General features: G+C 74.6%; 19 protein-coding genes. 11 read left to right on the top strand and 8 right to left on the bottom strand.

What is annotated here, in order from left to right; genetic code table 11:
* Positions 1–220 precede the first annotated feature (220 nt).
* The 4 genes from FHR77_RS13935 to FHR77_RS16710 all read left to right on the top strand — a co-directional run bounded on the left by FHR77_RS13935 (position 221) and on the right by FHR77_RS16710 (position 4,244).
* A complete protein-coding gene (locus FHR77_RS13935; protein ID WP_167261042.1) occupies positions 221–1,054 on the top strand; it encodes a sugar phosphate isomerase/epimerase family protein in 834 nt (277 codons plus the stop codon).
* A complete protein-coding gene (locus tag FHR77_RS13940) occupies positions 1,051–2,172 on the top strand; it encodes a Gfo/Idh/MocA family oxidoreductase (protein WP_167261044.1) in 1,122 nt (373 codons plus the stop codon). The genes FHR77_RS13935 and FHR77_RS13940 overlap by 4 nt, the downstream gene beginning before the upstream one ends.
* 215 nt (positions 2,173–2,387) lie before the next feature.
* Positions 2,388–3,011 carry a DnaJ family domain-containing protein gene (locus FHR77_RS13945; RefSeq protein ID WP_167261047.1) on the top strand — a complete coding sequence of 208 codons (624 nt, stop codon included), beginning with the start codon at positions 2,388–2,390 and terminating at the stop codon, positions 3,009–3,011.
* Positions 3,012–3,137: 126 nt separating this feature from the next.
* Positions 3,138–4,244, top strand: a complete 1,107-nt coding sequence (locus FHR77_RS16710) for an NlpC/P60 family protein (protein WP_167261049.1) — start codon at positions 3,138–3,140, stop codon at positions 4,242–4,244.
* Positions 4,245–4,764: 520 nt separating this feature from the next.
* Here FHR77_RS16710 and FHR77_RS13955 read toward each other — a convergent pair.
* Positions 4,765–6,276, bottom strand: coding sequence for a SulP family inorganic anion transporter (locus FHR77_RS13955; protein ID WP_056058318.1), 1,512 nt, complete (start codon positions 6,274–6,276; stop codon positions 4,765–4,767).
* A 96-nt stretch (positions 6,277–6,372) separates the two neighbouring features.
* On the opposite strand from FHR77_RS13955, the gene FHR77_RS13960 reads away from it, so the two are divergent.
* The gene (locus FHR77_RS13960) at positions 6,373–6,789 is read left to right on the top strand and encodes a MerR family transcriptional regulator (protein WP_167261051.1); all 417 of its coding nucleotides are present in this window, start codon (positions 6,373–6,375) and stop codon (positions 6,787–6,789) included.
* Positions 6,790–6,841: 52 nt separating this feature from the next.
* Here FHR77_RS13960 and FHR77_RS13965 read toward each other — a convergent pair whose 3' ends face one another.
* Positions 6,842–7,942, bottom strand: coding sequence for a glycoside hydrolase family 6 protein (locus tag FHR77_RS13965; RefSeq protein ID WP_167261053.1), 1,101 nt, complete (start codon positions 7,940–7,942; stop codon positions 6,842–6,844).
* 291 nt (positions 7,943–8,233) lie between these two features.
* On the opposite strand from FHR77_RS13965, the gene FHR77_RS13970 reads away from it, so the two are divergent.
* Positions 8,234–9,145 (top strand): EamA family transporter, encoded by a 912-nt coding sequence (locus FHR77_RS13970; RefSeq protein ID WP_167261055.1) that lies wholly within the window; start codon positions 8,234–8,236, stop codon positions 9,143–9,145.
* A gap of 48 nt (positions 9,146–9,193) precedes the next feature.
* Positions 9,194–9,847, top strand: coding sequence for a ScbR family autoregulator-binding transcription factor (locus tag FHR77_RS13975; protein ID WP_167261057.1), 654 nt, complete (start codon positions 9,194–9,196; stop codon positions 9,845–9,847).
* A gap of 112 nt (positions 9,848–9,959) precedes the next feature.
* On the opposite strand, the gene FHR77_RS13980 is transcribed toward FHR77_RS13975, so the two are convergent.
* The 4 genes from FHR77_RS13980 to FHR77_RS13995 all read right to left on the bottom strand — a co-directional run bounded on the left by FHR77_RS13980 (position 9,960) and on the right by FHR77_RS13995 (position 13,711).
* A complete protein-coding gene (locus tag FHR77_RS13980; protein WP_167261059.1) occupies positions 9,960–10,886 on the bottom strand; it encodes a hypothetical protein in 927 nt (308 codons plus the stop codon).
* Complete coding sequence (locus FHR77_RS13985; RefSeq protein WP_167261061.1) at positions 10,883–11,554, bottom strand: response regulator; 672 nt, start codon at positions 11,552–11,554, stop codon at positions 10,883–10,885. The genes FHR77_RS13980 and FHR77_RS13985 overlap by 4 nt, the downstream gene beginning before the upstream one ends.
* Complete coding sequence (locus tag FHR77_RS13990; protein WP_167261063.1) at positions 11,551–12,876, bottom strand: sensor histidine kinase; 1,326 nt, start codon at positions 12,874–12,876, stop codon at positions 11,551–11,553. The genes FHR77_RS13985 and FHR77_RS13990 overlap by 4 nt, the downstream gene beginning before the upstream one ends.
* Positions 12,877–13,090: 214 nt before the next feature.
* Complete coding sequence (locus tag FHR77_RS13995; RefSeq protein ID WP_167261065.1) at positions 13,091–13,711, bottom strand: superoxide dismutase; 621 nt, start codon at positions 13,709–13,711, stop codon at positions 13,091–13,093.
* A 197-nt stretch (positions 13,712–13,908) separates the two neighbouring features.
* Between FHR77_RS13995 and FHR77_RS14000 the strand changes: the two genes are divergently transcribed.
* Together FHR77_RS14000 and FHR77_RS14005 are read left to right on the top strand one after the other, a co-directional pair.
* Positions 13,909–14,487 carry a molybdopterin-dependent oxidoreductase gene (locus FHR77_RS14000; RefSeq protein ID WP_056058347.1) on the top strand — a complete coding sequence of 193 codons (579 nt, stop codon included), beginning with the start codon at positions 13,909–13,911 and terminating at the stop codon, positions 14,485–14,487.
* Positions 14,484–15,305, top strand: coding sequence for an FAD-binding oxidoreductase (locus FHR77_RS14005; protein WP_341777388.1), 822 nt, complete (start codon positions 14,484–14,486; stop codon positions 15,303–15,305). The genes FHR77_RS14000 and FHR77_RS14005 overlap by 4 nt, the downstream gene beginning before the upstream one ends.
* A gap of 321 nt (positions 15,306–15,626) precedes the next feature.
* On the opposite strand, the gene FHR77_RS14010 is transcribed toward FHR77_RS14005, so the two are convergent.
* Both FHR77_RS14010 and FHR77_RS14015 read right to left on the bottom strand, forming a co-directional pair.
* The gene (locus FHR77_RS14010; protein ID WP_208380837.1) at positions 15,627–16,304 is read right to left on the bottom strand and encodes an SDR family NAD(P)-dependent oxidoreductase; all 678 of its coding nucleotides are present in this window, start codon (positions 16,302–16,304) and stop codon (positions 15,627–15,629) included.
* A 52-nt stretch (positions 16,305–16,356) separates the two neighbouring features.
* Positions 16,357–16,668 (bottom strand): hypothetical protein, encoded by a 312-nt coding sequence (locus FHR77_RS14015; protein ID WP_167261067.1) that lies wholly within the window; start codon positions 16,666–16,668, stop codon positions 16,357–16,359.
* Between the two features lie 171 nt (positions 16,669–16,839).
* Here FHR77_RS14015 and FHR77_RS14020 point away from each other — a divergent pair, with 171 nt between their 5' ends.
* A complete protein-coding gene (locus tag FHR77_RS14020; RefSeq protein WP_167261068.1) occupies positions 16,840–17,298 on the top strand; it encodes a DUF3817 domain-containing protein in 459 nt (152 codons plus the stop codon).
* Between the two features lie 108 nt (positions 17,299–17,406).
* Complete coding sequence (locus FHR77_RS14025) at positions 17,407–19,680, top strand: heavy metal translocating P-type ATPase (RefSeq protein ID WP_167261070.1); 2,274 nt, start codon at positions 17,407–17,409, stop codon at positions 19,678–19,680.
* The last annotated feature ends 71 nt before the right edge of the window (positions 19,681–19,751 follow it).

The raw sequence follows: 19,751 nt of genomic DNA on the forward strand, positions 1-19,751 counted from the left end.
GGGTCACGTCCCGCCGAGACCGGCTCCGCAGTCGCCCGCCGACCCGAACCGCGCCTCCTCGCTCGACCCGACCCGCGCCTCCTCGGGGGCGGGCCCCGCGCCTCCCGATCCTGCCGATCGGACGACGACTTTTGCATGTCGGTCGACAGAAGTAGCAGAATGAGCACGGGCCGCCGCACCGTGACGCGCCGCAGACCACCGGATACGAAGGAGCATCCCCATGAGCACACCGTCCGTCCAGCTCTACAGCGTGCGCGACGCCGTCGCGGAGGACCTCAACGGGGCCGTCGCGCGCCTCGCCGAGATCGGCTTCACGAAGGTCGAGCCCTACGGCTTCGCCGAGCGCCCCGCCGAGATCGCCGCCGCGCTCAGCGCCGCCGGCGTCACCGCGCCCTCCGGCCACGCCGCCGTCATCGACTCCGACGACGCCGAGCAGATCTTCGCCGCCGCCGAGCAGATCGGCCTCGAGACCGTCATCGACCCGTTCATCCCGAGCGACCGCTGGCAGACCGCCGACGACGCCGCCCGCATCGCCGAGCGCGTCAACGAGCTCACCGCCCAGGCGGCCTCGCACGGCCTCCGCTTCGGTTACCACAACCACCAGTGGGAGTTCACGAACGAGGTCGACGGGCGCCCGATCTACCACTCGTTCGTCGAGCAGCTCTCGCCCGAGGTCGTCCTCGAGCTCGACACCTTCTGGGCCACCGTCGGCGGCCAGGACACCCCCGCGCTGCTCCGCCAGCTCGGCGACCGCGTGCAGTTCCTCCACATCAAGGACGGCAAGGTCAGCGGCGACATCGCCACCGCCCTGCCGAGCAGCGAGAGCGCGCTCGTCGTGCCCGACGCCCTCAAGGCCGCGTTCGAGAACCAGACGCCGGCCGGCCAGGGCGACGTCGACGTCCGCGCCATCCTCGAGGCCGCGCCGCACGCGCTGCGCGTCGTCGAGTTCGACGCCTACTCGGGCGACGTCTTCGCCGGCATCGCCGAGTCGTTCGCCTGGCTCAAGGAGAACGACACCACGCAGCTCGACGGCACCGACGGGGTCACCGCGTGAGCGGGGGCAGCACGGGCCGCACGGGCGTCGTCGGCGTCGGCGTCATCGGCGCCGGCAACATCAGCTCCCAGTACCTCGAGAACCTCACGAAGTTCCGCGACGTCGAGGTGCGCATGGTCGCCGACCTCGACCTCGCGCGGGCCGAGTCGCAGGCGACGACGTACGGGGTCGCCGCCCACGGCACCGTCGACGAGCTGCTGTCGCGCGACGACATCGAGATCGTCGTCAACCTGACGATCCCGGCCGTGCACACCGAGGTCGGCCGCCAGATCGTCGCCGCGGGCAAGAACGTCTGGAGCGAGAAGCCCCTCGCCCTCGACGCCGAGTCGGGCGCCGAGCTGCTCTCGGCCGCGCGCGAGGCGGGCCTGCGCGTCGCGTGCGCCCCCGACACCGTGCTCGGCGGCGGCATCCAGTCGGCCCTCCGCGCCATCGGCCGCGGCGACATCGGCGAGCCGCTCACGGCGACGACGATGTTCCACGTGCCCGGCCCCGACGCGTGGCACCCGGACCCGGACTTCCTGTTCGCGGTCGGAGCCGGCCCGCTCTTCGACATGGGCCCGTACTACGTGACGACCCTCGTGCACGCCTTCGGCTCGGCCTCGCGGGTGTCGGCCGTCTCGTCGAAGTCGTTCGAGCGCCGCACGATCGGCAGCGGCCCCCGCGCCGGCGAGACCTTCCCCGTCGAGGTGCCGACGCACCACGCGGCGCTGATCAGCTTCGAGGGCGGGCAGTCGGCGCAGTCGACGTTCAGCTTCCAGAACGCGCTGCCCCGCATGGGCTTCGTCGAGATCAGCGGCACCGAGGGCACCATCGTGCTGCCCGACCCCAACATGTTCGACGGCGACTCCACCCTCTGGCGGTTCGGCCAGGAGGAGCCCGAGACGCTCACCGCCTCCGGCTCGTTCTGGGGCCGCGGCTCCGGCGTCGTCGACCTCGCGCGGGCGATCCGCGGCGGCGACGACGAGAAGGCCAGCGGCGCGGTCGCGGCGCACGTCCTCGACGTGCTGCTCGCGGTCTCGACCGCGGCGGAGCAGGGCTCGCCCGTCGACGTCACGTCGTCGGTGCCGAAGCCGACGCCCCTGCCCGAGGGCTGGGACCCGGCCGCGGCGACGCTGTAGGTCGCGGGCGGAGGGCGGCCGAGGCCGTCCCGCAGCCGAGGAGGCGCGGTGTCGGGACGACCGGCACCGCGCCTCCTCGGCGTCCTCCCGTCGTGTGGTCGTCGGCCCTCCGGTCGAGTGGTCGCGAACTGTCGTCGGCGGGCCCCCGGAGCAGCAGTTCGTGACCACTCGGCGGGCTCCGGACGACGTCGGAGGCGCGGCGTACCCTCGTCGGCATGGCCAGCGAGAGATCGGACCCGCGCATCAACGCTGCGCGGTACCGCGTCGAGGGGGAGGCCCCGGCGGAGGACGCCCCCCGCGACACCCGCACCGCCGCCGAGATGCGCGCCTGGGCCCGCACCGCGATCGACGTCGCGGTCGCGCGCGGCGACTTCGACGACCTGCCCCTGGCGGGCAAGCCGCTGCCCGGCCTCGCGGGCGACACGGTCGACCCCGACTGGTGGATCCGCGGCCTGATCGAGCGCGAGGGCCTCACCGGGCTGGCGCCCCCTGCCCTGTCGCTCCGCACCGAGCACGCCGAGTTCGACGACACCCTCGACCGGCTCGGCAGCGAGGCCGCCGTGCGCGCCCACGTCGACGACTACAACGCCCGCATCGTCGAGGCCCGCCGCCAGCTGACCGGCGGCCCGCCCGTCGTGACGCCCACGCGCGACGTCGACGACGAGGTGCTGCGCTGGCACGAGCGTCGTCGTGCCCGTCGTGACGCCGCCGCCGCCGAGGCCGCCGCGGCCCCGCCGCCGCCGAGCTGGCGGGAGCGCCGGGCCCTCCGTCGTGAGCTGCGACGCCGCCGTGAGGAGTCGCGGGTCGAGCCCCCGGAGCCGCCCGCCCCGAGCGGGTGAGGGGGGTGAGGGGCCGACGGCTCACCCGCGTGAGCGGGGAGCCCGGTGTGCCCTCAGGACTCGTACCGGGGGCGCTCCGGCGATAGGGTCGAGTGTTCCCGACGAGTGACCGAGAGGACCGACCGCGTGACGAGCACCGCCTCCGCCGACCTGTCGGGCCCCGAGAACTCGGATCGCGACGCGTCGACCACCGGAGGCGGAGACGCCCCGCTGCTGCGGCCCCGAGGCCGCCGCCGGGCCCAGGCCGCCGTGCTGCCGACCACCTGCCGGGCCTCGTTCGTCCAGTCGGACGCCCTCGTCGCCGCCTCCGAGGCGGCCACCGGCCCGCTGCTCCGCGGTCGCCGCTCGGCCGCCCGTGCCGACGCCGTCGCCGCCGAGGCGGCGGAGCTCGCCGGCGAGCCGGTCGCGGCCCCGACCGCGGGCGTGAGCCGCAAGGTCGTGTCGGCCAGGGCAGCGTCGGCGAGCCGCGCCGCGGACTCGACCCGCGCCTCCGGCCGGCGTGCTGCGGTGCCGAGCGCCGCTGCTGCACCTACGTCCCCCGCCCCTGCCCCCGCGGCTCGTCGTCTCGGTGCCGTCGTGAAGAAGGTCTCGGTGGTCGCCGCGTTGGTCGGCTTCGCCGCCAGCGGCACGCTGCCCCTGCTCGCGAGCGCCGACCAGGGAGCCCAGGCCGTCGCGGCCGGCCCCGGGGCGTCGGCGGTGCGGGGAGCGTCGCAGAGCCTCTCCGTCGACGGCGACGTGGTCGACGCCGACATGAGCCGTGACGCGTACTCGGCGACGTCGTTGGTCGACCTGGCGACGCAGGTGAAGCTGAACTCCGCCGCCGCGAGCACCTCGGTGTGGGACGGCCGCACGACCGAGAGCTACCTCGCCGACCCGCTCTACCCGACGCTCGACCGCGACCAGGTGCTGGCCGTGGCGATGCAGTACATCGGCACCCCGTACGTGCACGGCGGCGAGGACCCGACGAAGTTCGACTGCTCGGGCCTCATCACGTTCGTCTACTCGCAGTTCGGCATCTCGCTGACGCACTACGTGCCCACGCAGGACGCGGAGGGCACTCGCGTCTCGGCCGAGGACGCCGTGCCCGGCGACCTCGTGGTGTTCGACAACCTCGCGCACGACGGGATCTACGCGGGCAACGGGATGATCCTCGACGCGCCCAAGCCCGGCGGCTTCGTCGCGGTGCGCCCCATCTGGGACCAGCCGCACCACTTCGTGCGCATCGGCGCCTAGGGCCCGTCCCGCGCGGCCGCGCGCGCTGCTGTGCAGGCCCGTCGCCGGTCGTCGGTCGCTCGCGCCGTGAGCGGGTCCGGCGCTGATCGCCCGCGCCGGACCGTGAGTCTGCCGGCGGTCGGCCTCGCCGATGCGGTCTGGGCCGCCGGGCGCTCGCGGTCCGGGCGTGACGCCCCAGATTCGTCGATCCACTCCGGAGTGGAGGAGCTCAGCCGTGGACGCGCGTCCTCCCGAGCGCTGTCGCGGTCGGTTCGGCGGGTCCGTGTCCTCCTGGGCGGGCCGGCGCTGACCCTCCCAGGAGGACGAGGACCCGCCGAACCTCGCCGTGGCACCGTGCCGGCAGGCCACCGGTCCCGCTCCTCCACTCCGGAGTGGAGCAGCGGGGTGGGTGTGGGGGGAGGCGGGCTTGCTCCTCCACTCTGGAGTGGATCAGCGATTCCAGGGACCACTTCTCCGAGATCTCGCCGGGCAGGCCCGCGCTGAGGAGCGCCAGACCGACCTGCCCCCGCCCCCCCTCGACCTACTCCCCGAACTGCCCCGTCAACCTCGAGCGGAAGGCGTGGCTGCGGTCGTCGAGCCCGACGAACTCCACCGCCACGTCGTGGGCGGCGAACTTCGTCTCGACCGAGTCGAGGGCGGCGACGCTCGAGGCGTCCCACACCTGGGCCCGGCTCAGGTCGACGACGACCGAGGCCGGGTCGTCGCGGTACGCGAAGTGCTCGACCAGGTCGTTGCTGCTGCCGAAGAACAGCGGCCCGACCACGTCGTAGCGCACCGCGCCGCTCTGCGCGTCGACGGTCCGCTCGACCCGGATCACGTGCGCGATCCGCCGCGCGAAGAGCACCATCGCCAGCAGCACGCCGACCGCGACGCCGATCGCGAGGTTGCCGGTCGCGACGACCACGACGACCGTCACCACCATCACGAGCGTCTCGGGCAGCGGCATCCGCCGCAGCGTCGACGGCTTCACGCTGTGCCAGTCGACCGTCGAGATCGCCACGATCATCATCACCGCGGCCAGCGCGACCATCGGGATCCGCGCCATCACCGAGCTCAGCCCGGTCACCAGCAGCAGCAGGAAGAGCCCGGCCACCACGGTCGACACCCTCGTGCGGGCGCGTCCGATCTTCACGTTCACGACGGTCTGCCCGATCATCGCGCAGCCCGCGATGCCGCCGTAGAAGCCGGCGGCGATGTTCGCGACGCCGAGCGCCCACGACTCCTTGCCCTTGTGCGACGGCGTCTCGGTGATGTCGTCGACCAGCTTGGCCGTCAGCAGCGTCTCCATCAGGCCCACGAACGCCACGCTGAGCGCCGTCGGCAGGATGATCACGAGCGTGTCGAGCGACACCGGCACGAGCCACGGCGTCAGCCCGGGCAGCCCGCCGCCCATGGGGCCCTCGTCGCCGACCGTGTGCACGTCGTTCAGCCCGGCGAACACCACGATCGCCGTCACGACCACGATCGCGATCAGCGGTGCGGGCACGGCCTTCGTCAGCCGCGGCAGCAGCACGACGATCGCGATCGTCAGCGCGAACAGCGGGTAGACCACCCACGGCACGTCGACCACGTGGGGCACCTGTGCGACGAAGATCAGGATGCCGAGCGCGTTGACGAACCCGATCATCACCGACCGCGGGATGAACCGCATCAGCCGCGCCAGCCCCGCCGTGCCGAACGCGACCTGGATCACCCCGGCCAGCAGCACCGCCGGCAGCACGTACTCCACGCCGTGCTGCTGCACGAGCGGCGCCACGACCAGCGCCACCGAGCCGGCCGCCGCCGTCACCATCGCCGGGCGGCCGCCGAGCAGCGACATGACGATCGCGAGCACGACCGACGAGACCAGGCTGACCATCGGGTCGACGCCCGCGATGACCGAGAACGAGATCACCTCGGGCACGAGGGCGAGCGTGGTGACGATGCCGGCCAGCGCCTCCCTCGTGAGCAGCCGCGGCGAGCGGAGCACGCCGAGCACGGTGTCGTCGACGTGCACGGGCACGACGGAGGAGGGGGAGGCGGGAGACGTCACGGGGCTCCTGAGGAGAGTCTGGAAGAGTGGGGGGCGCACGGCGACCCTGCCGTACGATCAACCCTACCCTCACGTGAGGGTAGAGATGGGCCACGCATGAGCGACGTCGACCAGCCGATGATGCAGATCGGCGAGCTGGCAGAGCGCGCCGAGATGTCGCTGCGCACCATCCGCCACTACGACGAGGTCGGCCTGCTCGCCCCTACGGGCCGCACCGAGGGCGGCTTCCGGCTCTACACCGAGGCCGACTTCCAGCGCCTCATGGTGATCCGTCGCATGAAGCCGCTGGGCTTCTCCCTCGACGAGATGGCCGAGCTGCTGCGCGTCGTCGCCGACCTCGAGTCCGCGACCGCGGCAGGCCCCGAGGGAGGCGCGGAGGGCTCCCCGGAGCACGTCGCCGCCGTCCGCGCCCGCCTCGACTCCTTCATCGAGCAGACCGTCGAGCGACGAGCCCGCCTCGAGCGCCAGCTCGGCATGGCCGACGAGTTCCTGGAGCTGCTGCGCAGCCGCTGACGCCGGTGCGCCGGGCCCGGCCCGTGACTCCCGACGGTCCCGGCCGGCCCTGTTACTGCTGCGAGCCCTCGTCCTCGACGCGGCGGGTGACGAGGCCCTCCGCGAACGACGGCCACCAGGTGCCCGCCGCGGGCCCGCCGTTGCAGGTGCCGTCGCTGATGCCGGGCGTCTTGACCCAGAGCAGGGCGTCGAGCCCCCCGCTGCCCCCGGCGACGTGCGGGTCCTGGCCGAGCGCCGCCCCGTCGGGGTTGCACCAGGTGCCCTGCCAGCCCCGGCCGTTGCGCGAGACGTCGATCACGAAGTGGCTGTCGCCGGTGAGGGCGGAGAGGCGCTCGGCGTAGGCGCGCTCCTCGTCGACCCGGTAGAAGCCCGACACGTTCGTGAAGAACCCGCGGGCGTCCTCGACCCCGGCGGCGAGCAGGCGCTCCGACATCGTCTGCGCGTCGACCCAGTTCGAGTTGCCCCCGTCGAGGTAGGCGGGCACGCCCGCCGCCGCGAAGTCCTCGACGGCCTGGCGCAGCAGCGGCAGCCTCTCCTCGACGAGGTCGGGGCAGCGGCTGAGGATGCCGAGCGAGTCGGGCTCGACGATCACCACGGCGTCGTGGCCGCGGATCGTCTCGGCGATGGTGCGGTTCCACGCCGGGTACTCCTCGACCGTGAGCCCGCCCGCCGAGTAGTTGCCGCAGTCGCGGTCGGGGATGGCGTACGTGACGAAGACCGCCGTCGCGCCCTGCGCGTCGGCCGCGTCGAGGAAGTCGGTGACCACCTTGACCAGCTGCTCGTCGTCGTAGCCGTCGCCGATCCACATCGCCACGGGCTGCGCCGCGATCACGCCCGCCGCGTCGGCCTGGCCCGGCTGGCCCGCCGCGTCGAGCTCGGCCTGCGCCCGCGACGCGAGCGAGCCCGGCTCGACGGCGAGCCCGCCGGGGAAGACGAGGTCGGTCGGGGCGGTGCGCATCGTCTCGCGCGTCACGCGGTCGGGCGCGGCGGTCGGCGTGGCCGAGGCGGTGTCGCGGTCGCCGTCGCCGTCGCGCTCGCCGCGGTCGGCGGACGACGTGCAGCCGACGAGGGCGAGCAGCGCGGCGGCGACGACCGCGCCGAGGGCGGCCCGGGCGGCGCGGGGGCCGAGGGCGGCGCGGGGGGTGGTCGACATCGGAGCCTGTTCCCGGGCACGCTCGTCGACGGCCCGACGCTGGAGACTTCCCATGAGAGCACGGCGGGGGCCTCCGGCACAGGCAGCCGAACGGGGGACCGTGGGCGTCCCCCGGGCCCGGGCCGCGCCCGCCGGCGCGGTCGGGAGGGGCCTGCCGGAGGCGCGGTGCGAGCACCCGGCACCGCTCCCGGCACCGCCGGGGCAGGGCCGCCCGTCGACCGGTGGCCTGCTCGGCCGGACGACCAGCGCGTCGGCTGGCGCCCCCGCCGCCCGCTCGGCCAGGCTGGCCGGATGACGCCCCGCGACCGCCTCCTCGCCCTCGTCGTCGCGGTCTGCTGGGGCGTGAACTTCCCGATGACGGCGCTGGCGCTCGAGCACTTCCCGCCGATCTTCCTCGTCGCGCTGCGCTTCTCGCTGCTGGCCGTGCCGACGCTGTTGTTCGTGCCGCGACCGGCCATCCCGTGGCGCAGCCTGCTGCTCGTGGGCGTCGGGCTGGGGATCCTCCAGTTCGGCTTCCTCTACCTCGGCATGGCGGCGGGCATGCCCTCCGGTCTCGCGTCGCTCGTGCTGCAGGCGTCGGCCCCGGCGACCGTCGTGATCGCCGCGTTCTGGCTGCGCGAGCGCATCACCCGGCGCCAGGCGATCGGCATCGGGGTCGCGGTGCTCGCGCTCGCCGTGATCGCGGTGCACCGGGCGCAGGTGGCCGCGCTGCTGCCCGTCGTGCTCGTGCTCTGCGGCGCGCTCGGCTGGGGTCTCGGCAACGTGGCGGTGCGGAGGGCGGCCGCCCCCGACCCGCTGCGGCTCACGCTCTGGATGTCGGTGGTGCCGCCGATCCCCATGCTCGCCCTCTCGCTCGCCGTGGAGGGGCCCGGGCGAATCGGCCGCAGCCTGGCGACCGTCGGCACCCTCGACGCCCTGCCGAGCGTCGTCGGCCTGCTGTACGTCGTGCTGGTCGCGACGGTGCTCGGCTACGGCCTCTGGACCCGCCTGCTCGCCGCGTACCCGTCGAGCACGGTCGCGCCGTTCTCGATGCTCGTGCCCGTGGTCGGGGTGCTCGCGTCGTGGGCGGCCTTCGACGAGGTGCCCGACGCGGTGGAGGTGGTCGCGGGCGTGGCCGTCGTGGGGGGCGTGCTGTACGCCAGCCGGGCTCCGCGCCGCGGCCGACCCGCGACTCCTGCCGTGCCGGAGACGCCCGCGGCCTGACCGGGGGCGGGCGTCACACCCCGGGGCCCGCCGGTACTGTGTCTCTCCGTGCCCCAGCAAGAGCGTGCCCGAGCGACGCGCGCGGCGATCCTCCACGCCGCCGCCGAGGTCTTCGACGAGCGGGGCTACGGCTCGACGTCGCTCGACGTCGTCGCCGACACGGCGGGCGTGACCAAGGGCGCGCTGTACTTCCACTTCCCGTCGAAGGCCGCGCTGGCCGACGCGGTCATCGCCGAGCAGCACCGCCTGGCGCGGGCCTACGCCGACCGGGTCTCGGCCGAGGCCCGCTCGTGCGCGGAGGCGATCGTGCTGTCGTGCGCGTCGCTCGCGACCCAGCTGACCCGCGAGGTGACGATCACGGCGGGCATCCGCCTCACCACCGAGGTGCCCGACCGCGCGCTCACCGTCGCGCCGCCGTACCTCGACTGGCTCGACCAGATGGGCCGGCTCATCCGCGGAGCGGTCAACGAGGGCGCCTTCCGTGCCGACCTCGACGTCGACGCCGCGACGCACCTGCTCGTCGGGGCCTACACGGGCGTGCAGACCCTCTCCGGGGCGACGACCGGGCGGGCCGACGTGTTCGAGCGGCTCGCGCAGCTGCTCTCGGTGCTGCTGCCGTGGATGGCGGCCCCCGGGTCCGAGGGCCTGACCACGTCGCTCGTCGCGCTGGTCAGGCCCACGGACCTCCCCTCGGCCCCCTAGGCGCCCCCCGGCGCCGCGGTCCCTCTGTCCCCCAGGGTACATACCCGCGGGTCGGTTTCGACAGGCCCCCGGCCGGGGGGCGCGGGAGGCCAGGGAGGCGCGGGCCGGCAGCTCAGGGAGCCGGCGGCGTCAGCCGGGCCAGCGCGTCGTCGACGGTGCGCTTCGCCGCCGCGACCGCTCCCGTGTCGACCTGTGACAGGCGCTCGCCGTAGTCGTGGGGCACGGTGAGCTGGTGCTCCCACTCGGCGTCGTAGAGGGCGTCGAGGTACCCCGACGACTCGCGGCAGGCGGCGTCGGCGGTGGCGACGTCGAGCTCGGCCTCGGTGACCGGGGTCGTCGGGTCGGACGACGCGAAGGCGCCGGCCATGGCGTCGGTCGGCATGCCCGCCGGGGTGGGCGGCAGCTCCCAGCCGGCCGCGGCGACGGGCTGCAGGCAGTCGAGCCAGGCGGGCACCGTGTCGAGCACCGCGTCGTCGTCGCGGGCGTCGCGGAAGGCGGCGTCGCTCAGCCGGATGGCGATGTCGCTCACCGTGCCGGTGCCCGTGCCGAGGTCGCCCGAGAGCAGCTCGGGGTGCTCGGAGTAGAGCCGGTCGAGGCACCGGTCGCGCGCGATGCTCTCCGTGGCCGAGACGGGCCGCAGCACGAAGGCCCGCCAGGCGTCCTCGCCCGCGTCGGCGGTCGGGGGCACGTGGTAGCCGCGCTGGCGGGCGTCGGCGAGGTCGAAGGCCCGCACCGGCTGCCGCTCGGCGCCGGTCGTCGCGGCGGCCACGTCGCGCCAGGGCACCGTCGAGCCGTCGCCGCCCTCGTCGGTGCGGCACCGCTCGATCATCAGCTCCTGCGCGTATCCCGAGGCGATCGCCCCGACCCCGACGTACTGGTCGAGCGGCATGGCCCAGGAGTCGCGGTCGCGGTCGGGCACGGACGGCAGCGCCCAGGGCCGGGTCGACGGCAGCCCCGCGACGACGACCCCGGCCACGACGAGGGCGACCGCCACGGCGGTGACCCTCTTGGCGACCTGCTCTCGGTCTCGCTCCGTCACCCGCGCCTCCGCTCGGCCCCGGACACGAGGCCGTTCTCGTAGGCGAACACGACGATCTGCACGCGGCTGCGCAGGGCGAGCTTCTGCAGCACGGCGCGCACGTGGCTCTTCACCGTGGCCTCGCTGAGGAAGGCCTCGGCGGCGATCTCGGTGTTGCTCAGGCCGCGGGCGATGAGCAGCGTCATCTCGCGCTCGCGCGGCGAGAGCGGGGCCAGCGGGTCGACGGGCGGCGTGGGGGCGGGCACGGCGTACCGGTGCACGACGTCGAGCGCGGCGTCGGCGGTCGAGACGGGCTCGCCCGCGAACGCGGCCCTGATGGTGCCGAGCACCTCGTCGGGCGTGGCGTCCTTCGTGAGGAACGCGTACGCGCCGGCCTTGAGCGCCCCGTACACGGCCTCGTCGCGCTGGATCGTCGTCAGGGCGACGACCCGCGGCAGCTCGTCGGGCGAGACGCCCTCGAGCAGCCGGGCCGTGGCCTCGAGGCCGTTCATCACCGGCATGCGCAGGTCCATCAGCACGACGTCGGGGCTCGTGCGCGCCGCCAGCTCGAGCGCCTGCCGCCCGTCGACGGCGGTGCCGACGCAGGCCATGTCGGGCTGCGCCTCGATGAGCATCTCGAGCCCGCTGGCGAACAGCGGCTGGTCGTCGACGACGGCGACGCGGATCATGGGGTGCTCTTCTCGGTCAGGTCGGGCGTGGTCAGGTGGCGAGAGCCCGGGTCGGGAGGGCGCGGCCCGGGGGAGGCCGGCGCCGGGGAGGCGGTGGTCGCGGCCCGCTCACCGCGCGACGGCACGAAGGCGGTCACCTCGAACGAGGCGCCGTCGTCGGCCGGGCCGGCCGTCAGCCAGCCGCCCGCCAGCCGCGCCCGCTCGGTCATGCCGCGGACGCCCGCACCGCTCTCGCGGCCCTCCCGGGCGGCCACGAGCGGGGAGCCCCGCCCGCGTGAGCGGACGAAGAGGGACAGCCCCTCGCCGCGGTGGTCGAGCACGACCGCGACCGTGCTCGTCGTGCCCGCGTGCTTGAGGGCGTTCGTGAGGCTCTCCTGCACGATGCGGTAGACGGCGAGCTCCTGCGAGGGGGCGAGGGCGGGCGTGCCCTCGACGACGACGTCGAGCTGCATGCCCGCCTCGCGCATCGCGGCGGCGAGCACCCCGAGGTCGGCGAGGGTCTGACGCGGGGCGGTCACGTCGTCGTCGTGCGTGATCCGCTCGACCAGTCGCCGCACGTCGAGCAGCGCCGTGCGGCCGACCTCGGCGATCGTGGCGAGCGAGGCGTCGGCGGCCTCGGGGCGCGTGGCCCGCAGCGCGATCGCCCCCTGGGCCTGCGACACGACGACGGCGAGCGAGTGCGCGAGGGCGTCGTGCACGTCGCGCGAGATGCGGGCGCGCTCCTGCTCGAGCCGGAGCTCGAGGTCGGCCGCCTCGAAGCGGGTCTCGGTGGCCTCGAGCGCCGCGCGGATGACGACCACCCGGCGGATGCTCGCGAACGCGACCCCGATCGCCCACGCCCCGGCGAACACGCCGAAGAGGGCGGCCATCAGCAATGAGAACTCGATGCGGAGGCCCGCGGTGCCGGCGCCCACCCAGGTGCTCCAGCTCTGCGGCCGGGTCAGCGTCGGCACGGTGAGCAGCCAGGCGGCGAGCCCGGCCGTCACCCCGGCGACCAGCAGCGCGGCGAGGCGCAGCCACGGCGAGGGCCGGACGGCGACGAAGGCCATGACGAGCGCGACGGCGACGTAGGCCGTCCAGGTGTCCTGCCCGGGGGCCTCGGCGAGGCCGAGCAGCTGCAGCACGGGCACGACGACGACGAGCGCGAGGGCGGTCGACGGCATCCACCACGACAGGCCGATGGCCAGGGCGAACAGGCCGAAGACGACGCTGTTGTCGGCGACGCCGCCGCGGCCCCAGGAGGCCGCCACCCAGAACACGAAGTAGACGGTCGCCGCGGCCGGGGCGACCGCGTGCCGTCCCCACCGCCTGACGTCGATCATGTGCAGAAGGCTAGGTGAGGGGCGGGCCGCACCGCGCCTCCCGGGGGTCAGGTTCATCCCGGAGGCGCATGCCCGAGGGGTGGGGAGGGGCGGCGAGGGGTGGTCGTCCCCAGGGGCGAGCGGGGCCGGACGCGAGAGGGCCGGACGCGACAGGGCCGCGCCTCCGGCCCGTCGTGACGGGGGAGGCGCGGCCCTGGCGAGGCAGCGGGTACGACTAGAAGGTCAGCAGGCCCTGCGTCTTGGTGGTCGCGGCGGCGTAGCGCTGCGCGACGTTCTCCCAGTTCACGATGTTCCAGAAGGCCTTGACGTAGTCGGCACGGACGTTCTGGTAGTCGAGGTAGTAGGCGTGCTCCCAGACGTCGAGCATCAGCAGCGGCACGAGGCCGAACGGCACGTTGCCCTGCTGGTCGAAGAGCTGGAAGACGCTGAGGCGCTGACCGACGACGTCGTACGCGAGAACCGACCAGCCGGAGCCCTGCACGCCGAGCGCGGTGGCCGTGAAGTGCGCCTTGAACTTCTCGAGGTCGCCGAAGTCACGACCGATGGCCTCGAGCAGGTCGCCGACGGGCTCGCTGGTCTCGGGGGTCAGGTTCGTCCAGAAGATCGAGTGGTTGACGTGGCCGCCGAGGTTGAACGCGAGGTCCTTCTCGAGCTTGTTGACGTTGGCGAGGTCGCCCTTGTCGCGCGCCTCGGCGAGGGCGGCGTTGGCCGTGTTCGCCCCGGTCACGTACGTGTTGTGGTGCTTGGAGTGGTGCAGCTCCATGATCTGCGCGCTGATGTGCGGCGCGAGAGCGGAGTAGTCGTAGGGGAGGTCGGGCAGGGTGTACTCAGCCATGGGGGAGTCCTTTCGCTGGGGGTCTCCCACCACCGTACGACCCCCGTGCACCTGCAGGTCAACCGCCTCCCAGGCCAGTCCCAGGCTGGTGGTCTCGCCGGGCGTCGGGGGGCCCCGCTACTGTGGGCCGGGTCGGGGCGAACGAGCCCCGCGCGACGCCGCCGCACGGCGTCGCCCCAGGGTGCAGGAGGCGCGCGATGGCAGGGTTCACCGGCTTCGGCCGACGTCGGGAGGCCGACCCGCGCCTCCCCCCGGGGCAGCACCTCGAGCAGGGCTTCCCCGTGCTCTCGGCCGGCCCGACCCCGAACATCAAGCGGTGGGAGCTGCAGGTCGGCACCGAGCAGGGCCAGCGCTCGCTCACCTGGGCCGACTTCCAGGCCCTGCCGCACGAGGCGATCGAGACCGACATCCACTGCGTCACGAGCTGGAGCAAGCTCGGCACCCACTGGTCGGGCGTCTCGCTCGACACCCTCTTCGACGGCCTCGAGACCGACCACGGCTACGCGATGGCGACGAGCTACGGCGGCTACACCACCAACCTGCCGCTCGACGAGCTGCTCGGCGGCAAGGCGTGGGTCGTCGACACCTACGAGGGCCAGCCCCTGCACGCCGAGCACGGCGGGCCGGCGCGGCTCTTCGTGCCCGGGCTCTACTTCTGGAAGAGCGCGAAGTGGCTGCAGGGCGTCCAGACGATGGCGACCGACCGCCGCGGCTTCTGGGAGAGCATGGGCTACCACGGCCACGGCGACCCCTGGCGCGAAGAACGCTACGCGTGAGCGGTGCCGACCCCTATGCCTGGCGGCCCGGCACGGTCGCGTCGACGACCCCGCTGAGCGGCACCGGGCGGTCCATCGCCATCGCCGTGCCGGGGCTGCGGGCGGCGCGTGCCGGTCAGCACGTCGACCTCCGACTGACCGCCGACGACGGTTACCAGGCCGTCAGGTCGTACTCGCTCTCCGACGTGCGGGGCACCCACGGCGACCCGCTCGCCGCCGAGCTCGAGATCTCGGTCGAGCAGCTGCCCGACGGCGAGGTCTCGCCGTACCTGGTCGAGGCCGCCGAGCCGGGCGACCCGGTCGAGGTGCGCGGCCCGATCGGCGGCTGGTTCGTGTGGCCGCCGACGGAGTTCGACCCCGACTCGGCCGTGCACGCCGTGCTGCCCGAGCCCGCGGGGGCCCCGGCGCCGACGCGGTCGCCCGTGCAGCTGATCGGCGGAGGGTCAGGGGTCGCGCCCCTGGTCGCGATGATCCGCTCGCGGTCGGAGCGTGACGACGCGCCCCCGATGCGGCTGATCTGCTCGGTGCGGACGCCCGACGACCAGTGGTTCGCCCCGGAGCTCGACGAGCTCGCCGCCGCCGCGGGGCCCGACCTCACGGTCGACTGGGTCTTCACGCGCGGAGCGCCGGAGGGAGCGGCCCGGCCCGCCGGGCGCCTCACCCGCGAGCGACTACTCGAGCTGGCGCTGCCCGCCGAGCAGCACCCACTGGTCTACGTCTGCGGCACGAACGGCTTCGTCGAGACGATCGCGGGCTGGCTCGTCGACGCCGGCCACGACCCGACCCGGGTGCGCACGGAGCGGTTCGGCGGGGCGTAGCGGGGCGGCGCGGCGCTGTGCGCACTGCGTGCTGCGTGCTGCGTGCTGCGCAGGCTCGTGCCACGAGCACGCGGCACCGCCGCGGTGACCACAGGGGGGTCTCCGCGACGATGCCGCTCGTGTGCTGATCCGGTGCTGTGCGTGACGCTACGCCGCCCGCCTCCGTCCCGGGCGGACTCACCGGCCGGGCTCAGGCTCGCCGCCGTCGCGGCGTCGACGTCCGAGCGACGCCGGCTCGAGTCGTCGCGATCTGCTCCTCCCGACCCGCGGGAGCAGCAGTTCGTGACCACTCGCCGGCCGCGCTGGCGCCGAGCCGACGCCTCAGTCGGCGCTGACCTGCTCCCGGAAGGTGTCGCGCCGGGTGTGGAGCCCCCAGAGCCGCTCGGCCAGCGCCTCCGGCGTCTTCTCCGGGTCGTCGGGCGTGATGGCCCCGCCGATGATCAGCTGCGACACCTGGATGCCCTCGTCCGCCAGCTCGTCGTGCAGCAGCTGCGCGTACGCGGCCTGGCCGGCGAAGGCGATCGAGGTGCCGGTGACGGTGCGCCCGGGCGTGACGGCCGAGCCGCCGTTGACGAACAGGATCGTGCCGCCGTGGCCGTCCGGCCCGCGCCCGAGGAAGCGCATGCCCGGCAGCACCTGGTGCACGGCCGCGACCGACCCGTAGATCGAGAACTCGACGGGCCCGACGAGGTCGGCCGGCGTCGTCTCGAGCACGGGCCGCATGAAGTCCTTCTGCGGCAGCGGGCTGTACTGCAGCACCTGGATCGGCCCGAGCGCCTCGGTCGCCGCCTCGAGCGCCCGGGCGACGGAGGCGGGGTCGCGCACGTCGGCGACGAAGCCCTGCGCGGTGACGCCGTCGACCTCGAGCTCGGCCGCGAGGGCGTCGAGCCGCCCCTGGTGACGGGAGATCAGCGCGACGCTGAACCCCTCCCGTCCGAATCGACGGGCCACGGCAGCGCCGAGCCCCTTGCCGGCACCGATGATCGCGAGAGTAGTCATGCCCCCCAGCCAAGCAAGGAGGCGCGGGCCGGCACCCAGGGAGCGCCGAGCCTCAGCGCGGGTCGTCGCCCTGCCACACGGGCGGCCCGGGCCTCGGGTGCCGGATCGTCTGCACCAGGCCGGTGATCGCGACCGCGAGGGCGGCGAGCACGGCGATCGCGAGGACGACGCCGAACGGGGTGACGGGGTCGCCACGGCCGAGGTGCGTGCCCACCAGGACGAGGTCGAGCAGCAGCGGGAAGGCCAGGATCCCCCAGCCGACGGGCGAGCCGCGGAAGGTGGGCCAGGTCAGGCGGAGACGGCCCGGGGCGGTGTCGCGCGGGGCGTCGTGCCGTGTCGTGTCGTGCTTCTCGTGGTCGCTCATGGAGTCCCCTCGTCGTCGTCGCTGACCTGACCAGGGTACGCCGCGCCTCCTGAGGATCCTTCGGAACAGAGGGGGCACCTCCTGCTGGGTGCAGGGGCTGCACGACGGGAGGCGTCGCCCAGCGGCGGCCTGCGACCATGAGCGGAGTCCCGTCGACCCCCTGGAGCCCCCGTGTCGCCTCGCACCCTCTTCCGTTCGTTCGCCGTCGCCGAGGTCGTCACCTGGGCCCTGCTCATCGGCGGCATGCTGCTCAAGTACGTCGCGCGGGTCGGCGACTGGCCGGTCAGCGTCGCCGGGCCGATCCACGGCTTCGTCTTCCTCGCGTACCTCGTGGCCGGCGTCGTCGTCGCGGTGAACCAGCGCTGGAGCCTCGGCGTGACGGTCGCGGCCCTCGCCAGCGCCGTCGTGCCGTTCGCGTCGCTGCCCGTCGAGCGCTGGATCGACCGCCGCGGCGGCCTCCGCGGCGACTGGCGCCGCACCGCGACCGACGACCCGCGTGACAGGAGGCCGGCCGACCGCCTCCTCCGCTGGGTCCTCGGGCACCTGGCGCTCGCCGTCGCCCTGCTCGCAGCCGCGGTCGTCGTGGTCTTCGTCGTGCTGCTGGTCGTCGGGCCGCCCGTCGGGGGCTGACCCGCAGGCGGCCGGGCGGCCGCCGCGTGACCGTCGGCCGGTGACCGCGAGGAGTCGCGGGTCGAGAGATCTGGACGGCGACACGGATACCCCCCTAGGGTATGCAGCATGACTCCTCGGCACGACGACGCCGCGCACGGCGACCACGGCGACCACTCGGACCTCGCGACGGCCGCGCACGGGCAGGAGGCGCACGGCGTCGGGGACGACCACGCAGGGCACGACGCGCACGCGGGCCACGACGGGCACGCCGGGCACGACGCGCACGCGGGCCACGACGGGCACGCCGGGCACGACGCGCACGCGGGCCACGACGGGCACGCCGGCCACGGCCACCACGGCCACCACGGCGGACACGGCGACCACGCCGCCCAGTTCCGCGACAAGTTCTGGGTGAGCCTCGTCGTGGCGATCCCGGTCGTGGCCTTCAGCTCGATGTTCGCGGGCCTGCTCGGCTACGACGTGCCGTCCTTCCCCGGCGCCGAGTGGATCTCGCCCGTGCTCGGCACCTTCCTCTTCGTCTGGGGCGGCTGGCCTTTCCTCTCCGGCGGCGTCGCCGAGGCGCGGGCGAAGCAGCCCGGCATGATGCTGCTCATCGCGATGGCCATCACCGTCGCCTTCGTCGCCAGCTGGGCGACGACGCTCGGCATCGGCGGCCTCGACCTCGACTTCTGGTGGGAGCTCGCCCTCCTCGTCGTCATCATGCTGCTCGGCCACTGGATCGAGATGCGCGCCCTCGGGGCTGCCTCCGGTGCCCTCGACGCGCTCGCCGCCCTGCTGCCCGACACGGCCGACCGCGTCGACGCGACGGGCCCCGACGGCTCGACCCGCGACTCCGGCAGCTCGGGCTCCGGCACGACCGAGGTGGCGATCGCCGACCTCGTGGCCGGCGACGTCGTGCTCGTCCGCTCGGGCGCGCGTGTGCCCGCCGACGGCGCGATCGTCGACGGCTCCGCCGAGATGGACGAGTCGATGATCACCGGCGAGAGCCGCACAGTCTCGCGCTCGGAGGGCGACCGCGTCGTGGCGGGCACCGTCGCGACCGACGGCACGCTGCGGGTCCGCGTCACGGCGGTCGGCGACGACACGGCGCTCGCGGGCATCCAGCGGCTGGTCGCCGAGGCGCAGTCGTCGTCGTCGCGGGCGCAGGCGCTCGCCGACCGCGCCGCCGCGCTGCTCTTCTGGTTCGCCGCGGGGGCGGGCGTCGTCACGTTCGTCGTCTGGCTGCTGCTCGGCGACCTCGACCAGGCGATCACGCGCACGGTGACCGTGCTCGTCATCGCCTGCCCGCACGCCCTCGGCCTGGCCATCCCCCTGGTGATCGCGATCTCGACCGAGCGCGCCGCGAAGGCCGGCGTGCTGGTCAAGGACCGCCTGGCCCTCGAGCGCATGCGCACCGTCGACACCGTCCTGTTCGACAAGACGGGCACCCTCACGAAGGGCGAGCCCGCGGTGACGGACGTGGCCCGCGCCTCCTCGTCCGACCTCGTCGACGACGACGCGGCCGTCCGCCTCGCGGCGGCGGTCGAGCGCGACAGCGAGCACCCGGTCGCCCGGGCGCTGGTGCGCGCGGCCGAGGCTGGTGCGGGGCAGGGCGGGGTGCCGGAGTCGCGGGTCGAGTCGTTCCGCTCGCTCACGGGCAGCGGCGTCACGGCGCGTGTCGACGGGGTCGAGGTGAGCGTCGGGGGCCCCGGCCTGCTCCGCGACCAGGGCCTCGAGGTGCCCGGCGACCTGGCGACGGCGACCGAGCCGTGGCGGGCCGACGGCGCCGCGGTGCTCTACCTCGTGCGTGCCGGAGCGGTGGAGGCGGCCTACGCGCTGCGCGACGAGGTGCGGCCGGAGTCGGCGGAGGCCGTGCGACGCCTGCACGACGCGGGCGTGCGGGTCGCGATGGTGACCGGCGACGCGCAGCAGGTGGCCGACGCGGTCGGGCGCGAGCTGGGCATCGACGAGGTGTTCGCCGAGGTGCGCCCGGACGAGAAGGACGCGCGCGTCGCCGAGCTGCAGCAGCGCGGCCAGCGGGTCGCGATGGTCGGCGACGGCGTCAACGACGCTCCCGCGCTGGCCCGGGCCGACGTCGGCATCGCGATCGGCGCGGGCACCGACGTGGCGGTGGAGTCGGCGGGCGTCGTGCTCGCGTCGAACGACCCGCGGGCGGTGCTGTCGGTGATCTCGCTGTCGCGGGTGGGGTACCGCAAGATGATCCAGAACCTCGTCTGGGGAGCGGGCTACAACGTGCTGTCGGTGCCGCTCGCGGCGGGCGTGCTGGCGCCGGTCGGCTTCGTGCTCTCGCCCGCGGCGGGGGCGGTGCTGATGAGCCTGTCGACGGTGATCGTGGCGCTGAACGCGCAGCTGCTGCGCCGCTGGCGGCCTGCCGCCTGAGCGGGGTGCGCTGGCCGCGCCCGCGTCGGTCACTTGCCATCTTGAGGGCTTGCAGAGCCGCTCCAGGCCCC

It is taken from the genome of Frigoribacterium endophyticum (assembly GCF_011759585.1).
Classification (GTDB): Bacteria; Actinomycetota; Actinomycetes; order Actinomycetales; family Microbacteriaceae; genus Frigoribacterium; species Frigoribacterium endophyticum.

Excerpts from the sequence above, each read along its gene's own strand:
- FHR77_RS13935 (WP_167261042.1), top strand. The coding sequence starts at position 221 with ATGAGCACACCGTCCGTCCAGCTCTACAGCGTGCGCGACGCCGTCGCG.
- FHR77_RS13945 (WP_167261047.1), top strand. The coding sequence starts at position 2,388 with ATGGCCAGCGAGAGATCGGACCCGCGCATCAACGCTGCGCGGTACCGC.
- FHR77_RS13960 (WP_167261051.1), top strand. The coding sequence starts at position 6,373 with ATGAGCGACGTCGACCAGCCGATGATGCAGATCGGCGAGCTGGCAGAG.
- FHR77_RS13965 (WP_167261053.1), bottom strand. The coding sequence starts at position 7,942 with ATGTCGACCACCCCCCGCGCCGCCCTCGGCCCCCGCGCCGCCCGGGCC.
- FHR77_RS13970 (WP_167261055.1), top strand. The coding sequence starts at position 8,234 with ATGACGCCCCGCGACCGCCTCCTCGCCCTCGTCGTCGCGGTCTGCTGG.
- FHR77_RS13985 (WP_167261061.1), bottom strand. The coding sequence starts at position 11,554 with ATGATCCGCGTCGCCGTCGTCGACGACCAGCCGCTGTTCGCCAGCGGG.
- FHR77_RS13990 (WP_167261063.1), bottom strand. The coding sequence starts at position 12,876 with ATGATCGACGTCAGGCGGTGGGGACGGCACGCGGTCGCCCCGGCCGCG.
- FHR77_RS13995 (WP_167261065.1), bottom strand. The coding sequence starts at position 13,711 with ATGGCTGAGTACACCCTGCCCGACCTCCCCTACGACTACTCCGCTCTC.
- FHR77_RS14000 (WP_056058347.1), top strand. The coding sequence starts at position 13,909 with ATGGCAGGGTTCACCGGCTTCGGCCGACGTCGGGAGGCCGACCCGCGC.
- FHR77_RS14010 (WP_208380837.1), bottom strand. The coding sequence starts at position 16,304 with ATGACTACTCTCGCGATCATCGGTGCCGGCAAGGGGCTCGGCGCTGCC.
- FHR77_RS14015 (WP_167261067.1), bottom strand. The coding sequence starts at position 16,668 with ATGAGCGACCACGAGAAGCACGACACGACACGGCACGACGCCCCGCGC.
- FHR77_RS14025 (WP_167261070.1), top strand. The coding sequence starts at position 17,407 with ATGACTCCTCGGCACGACGACGCCGCGCACGGCGACCACGGCGACCAC.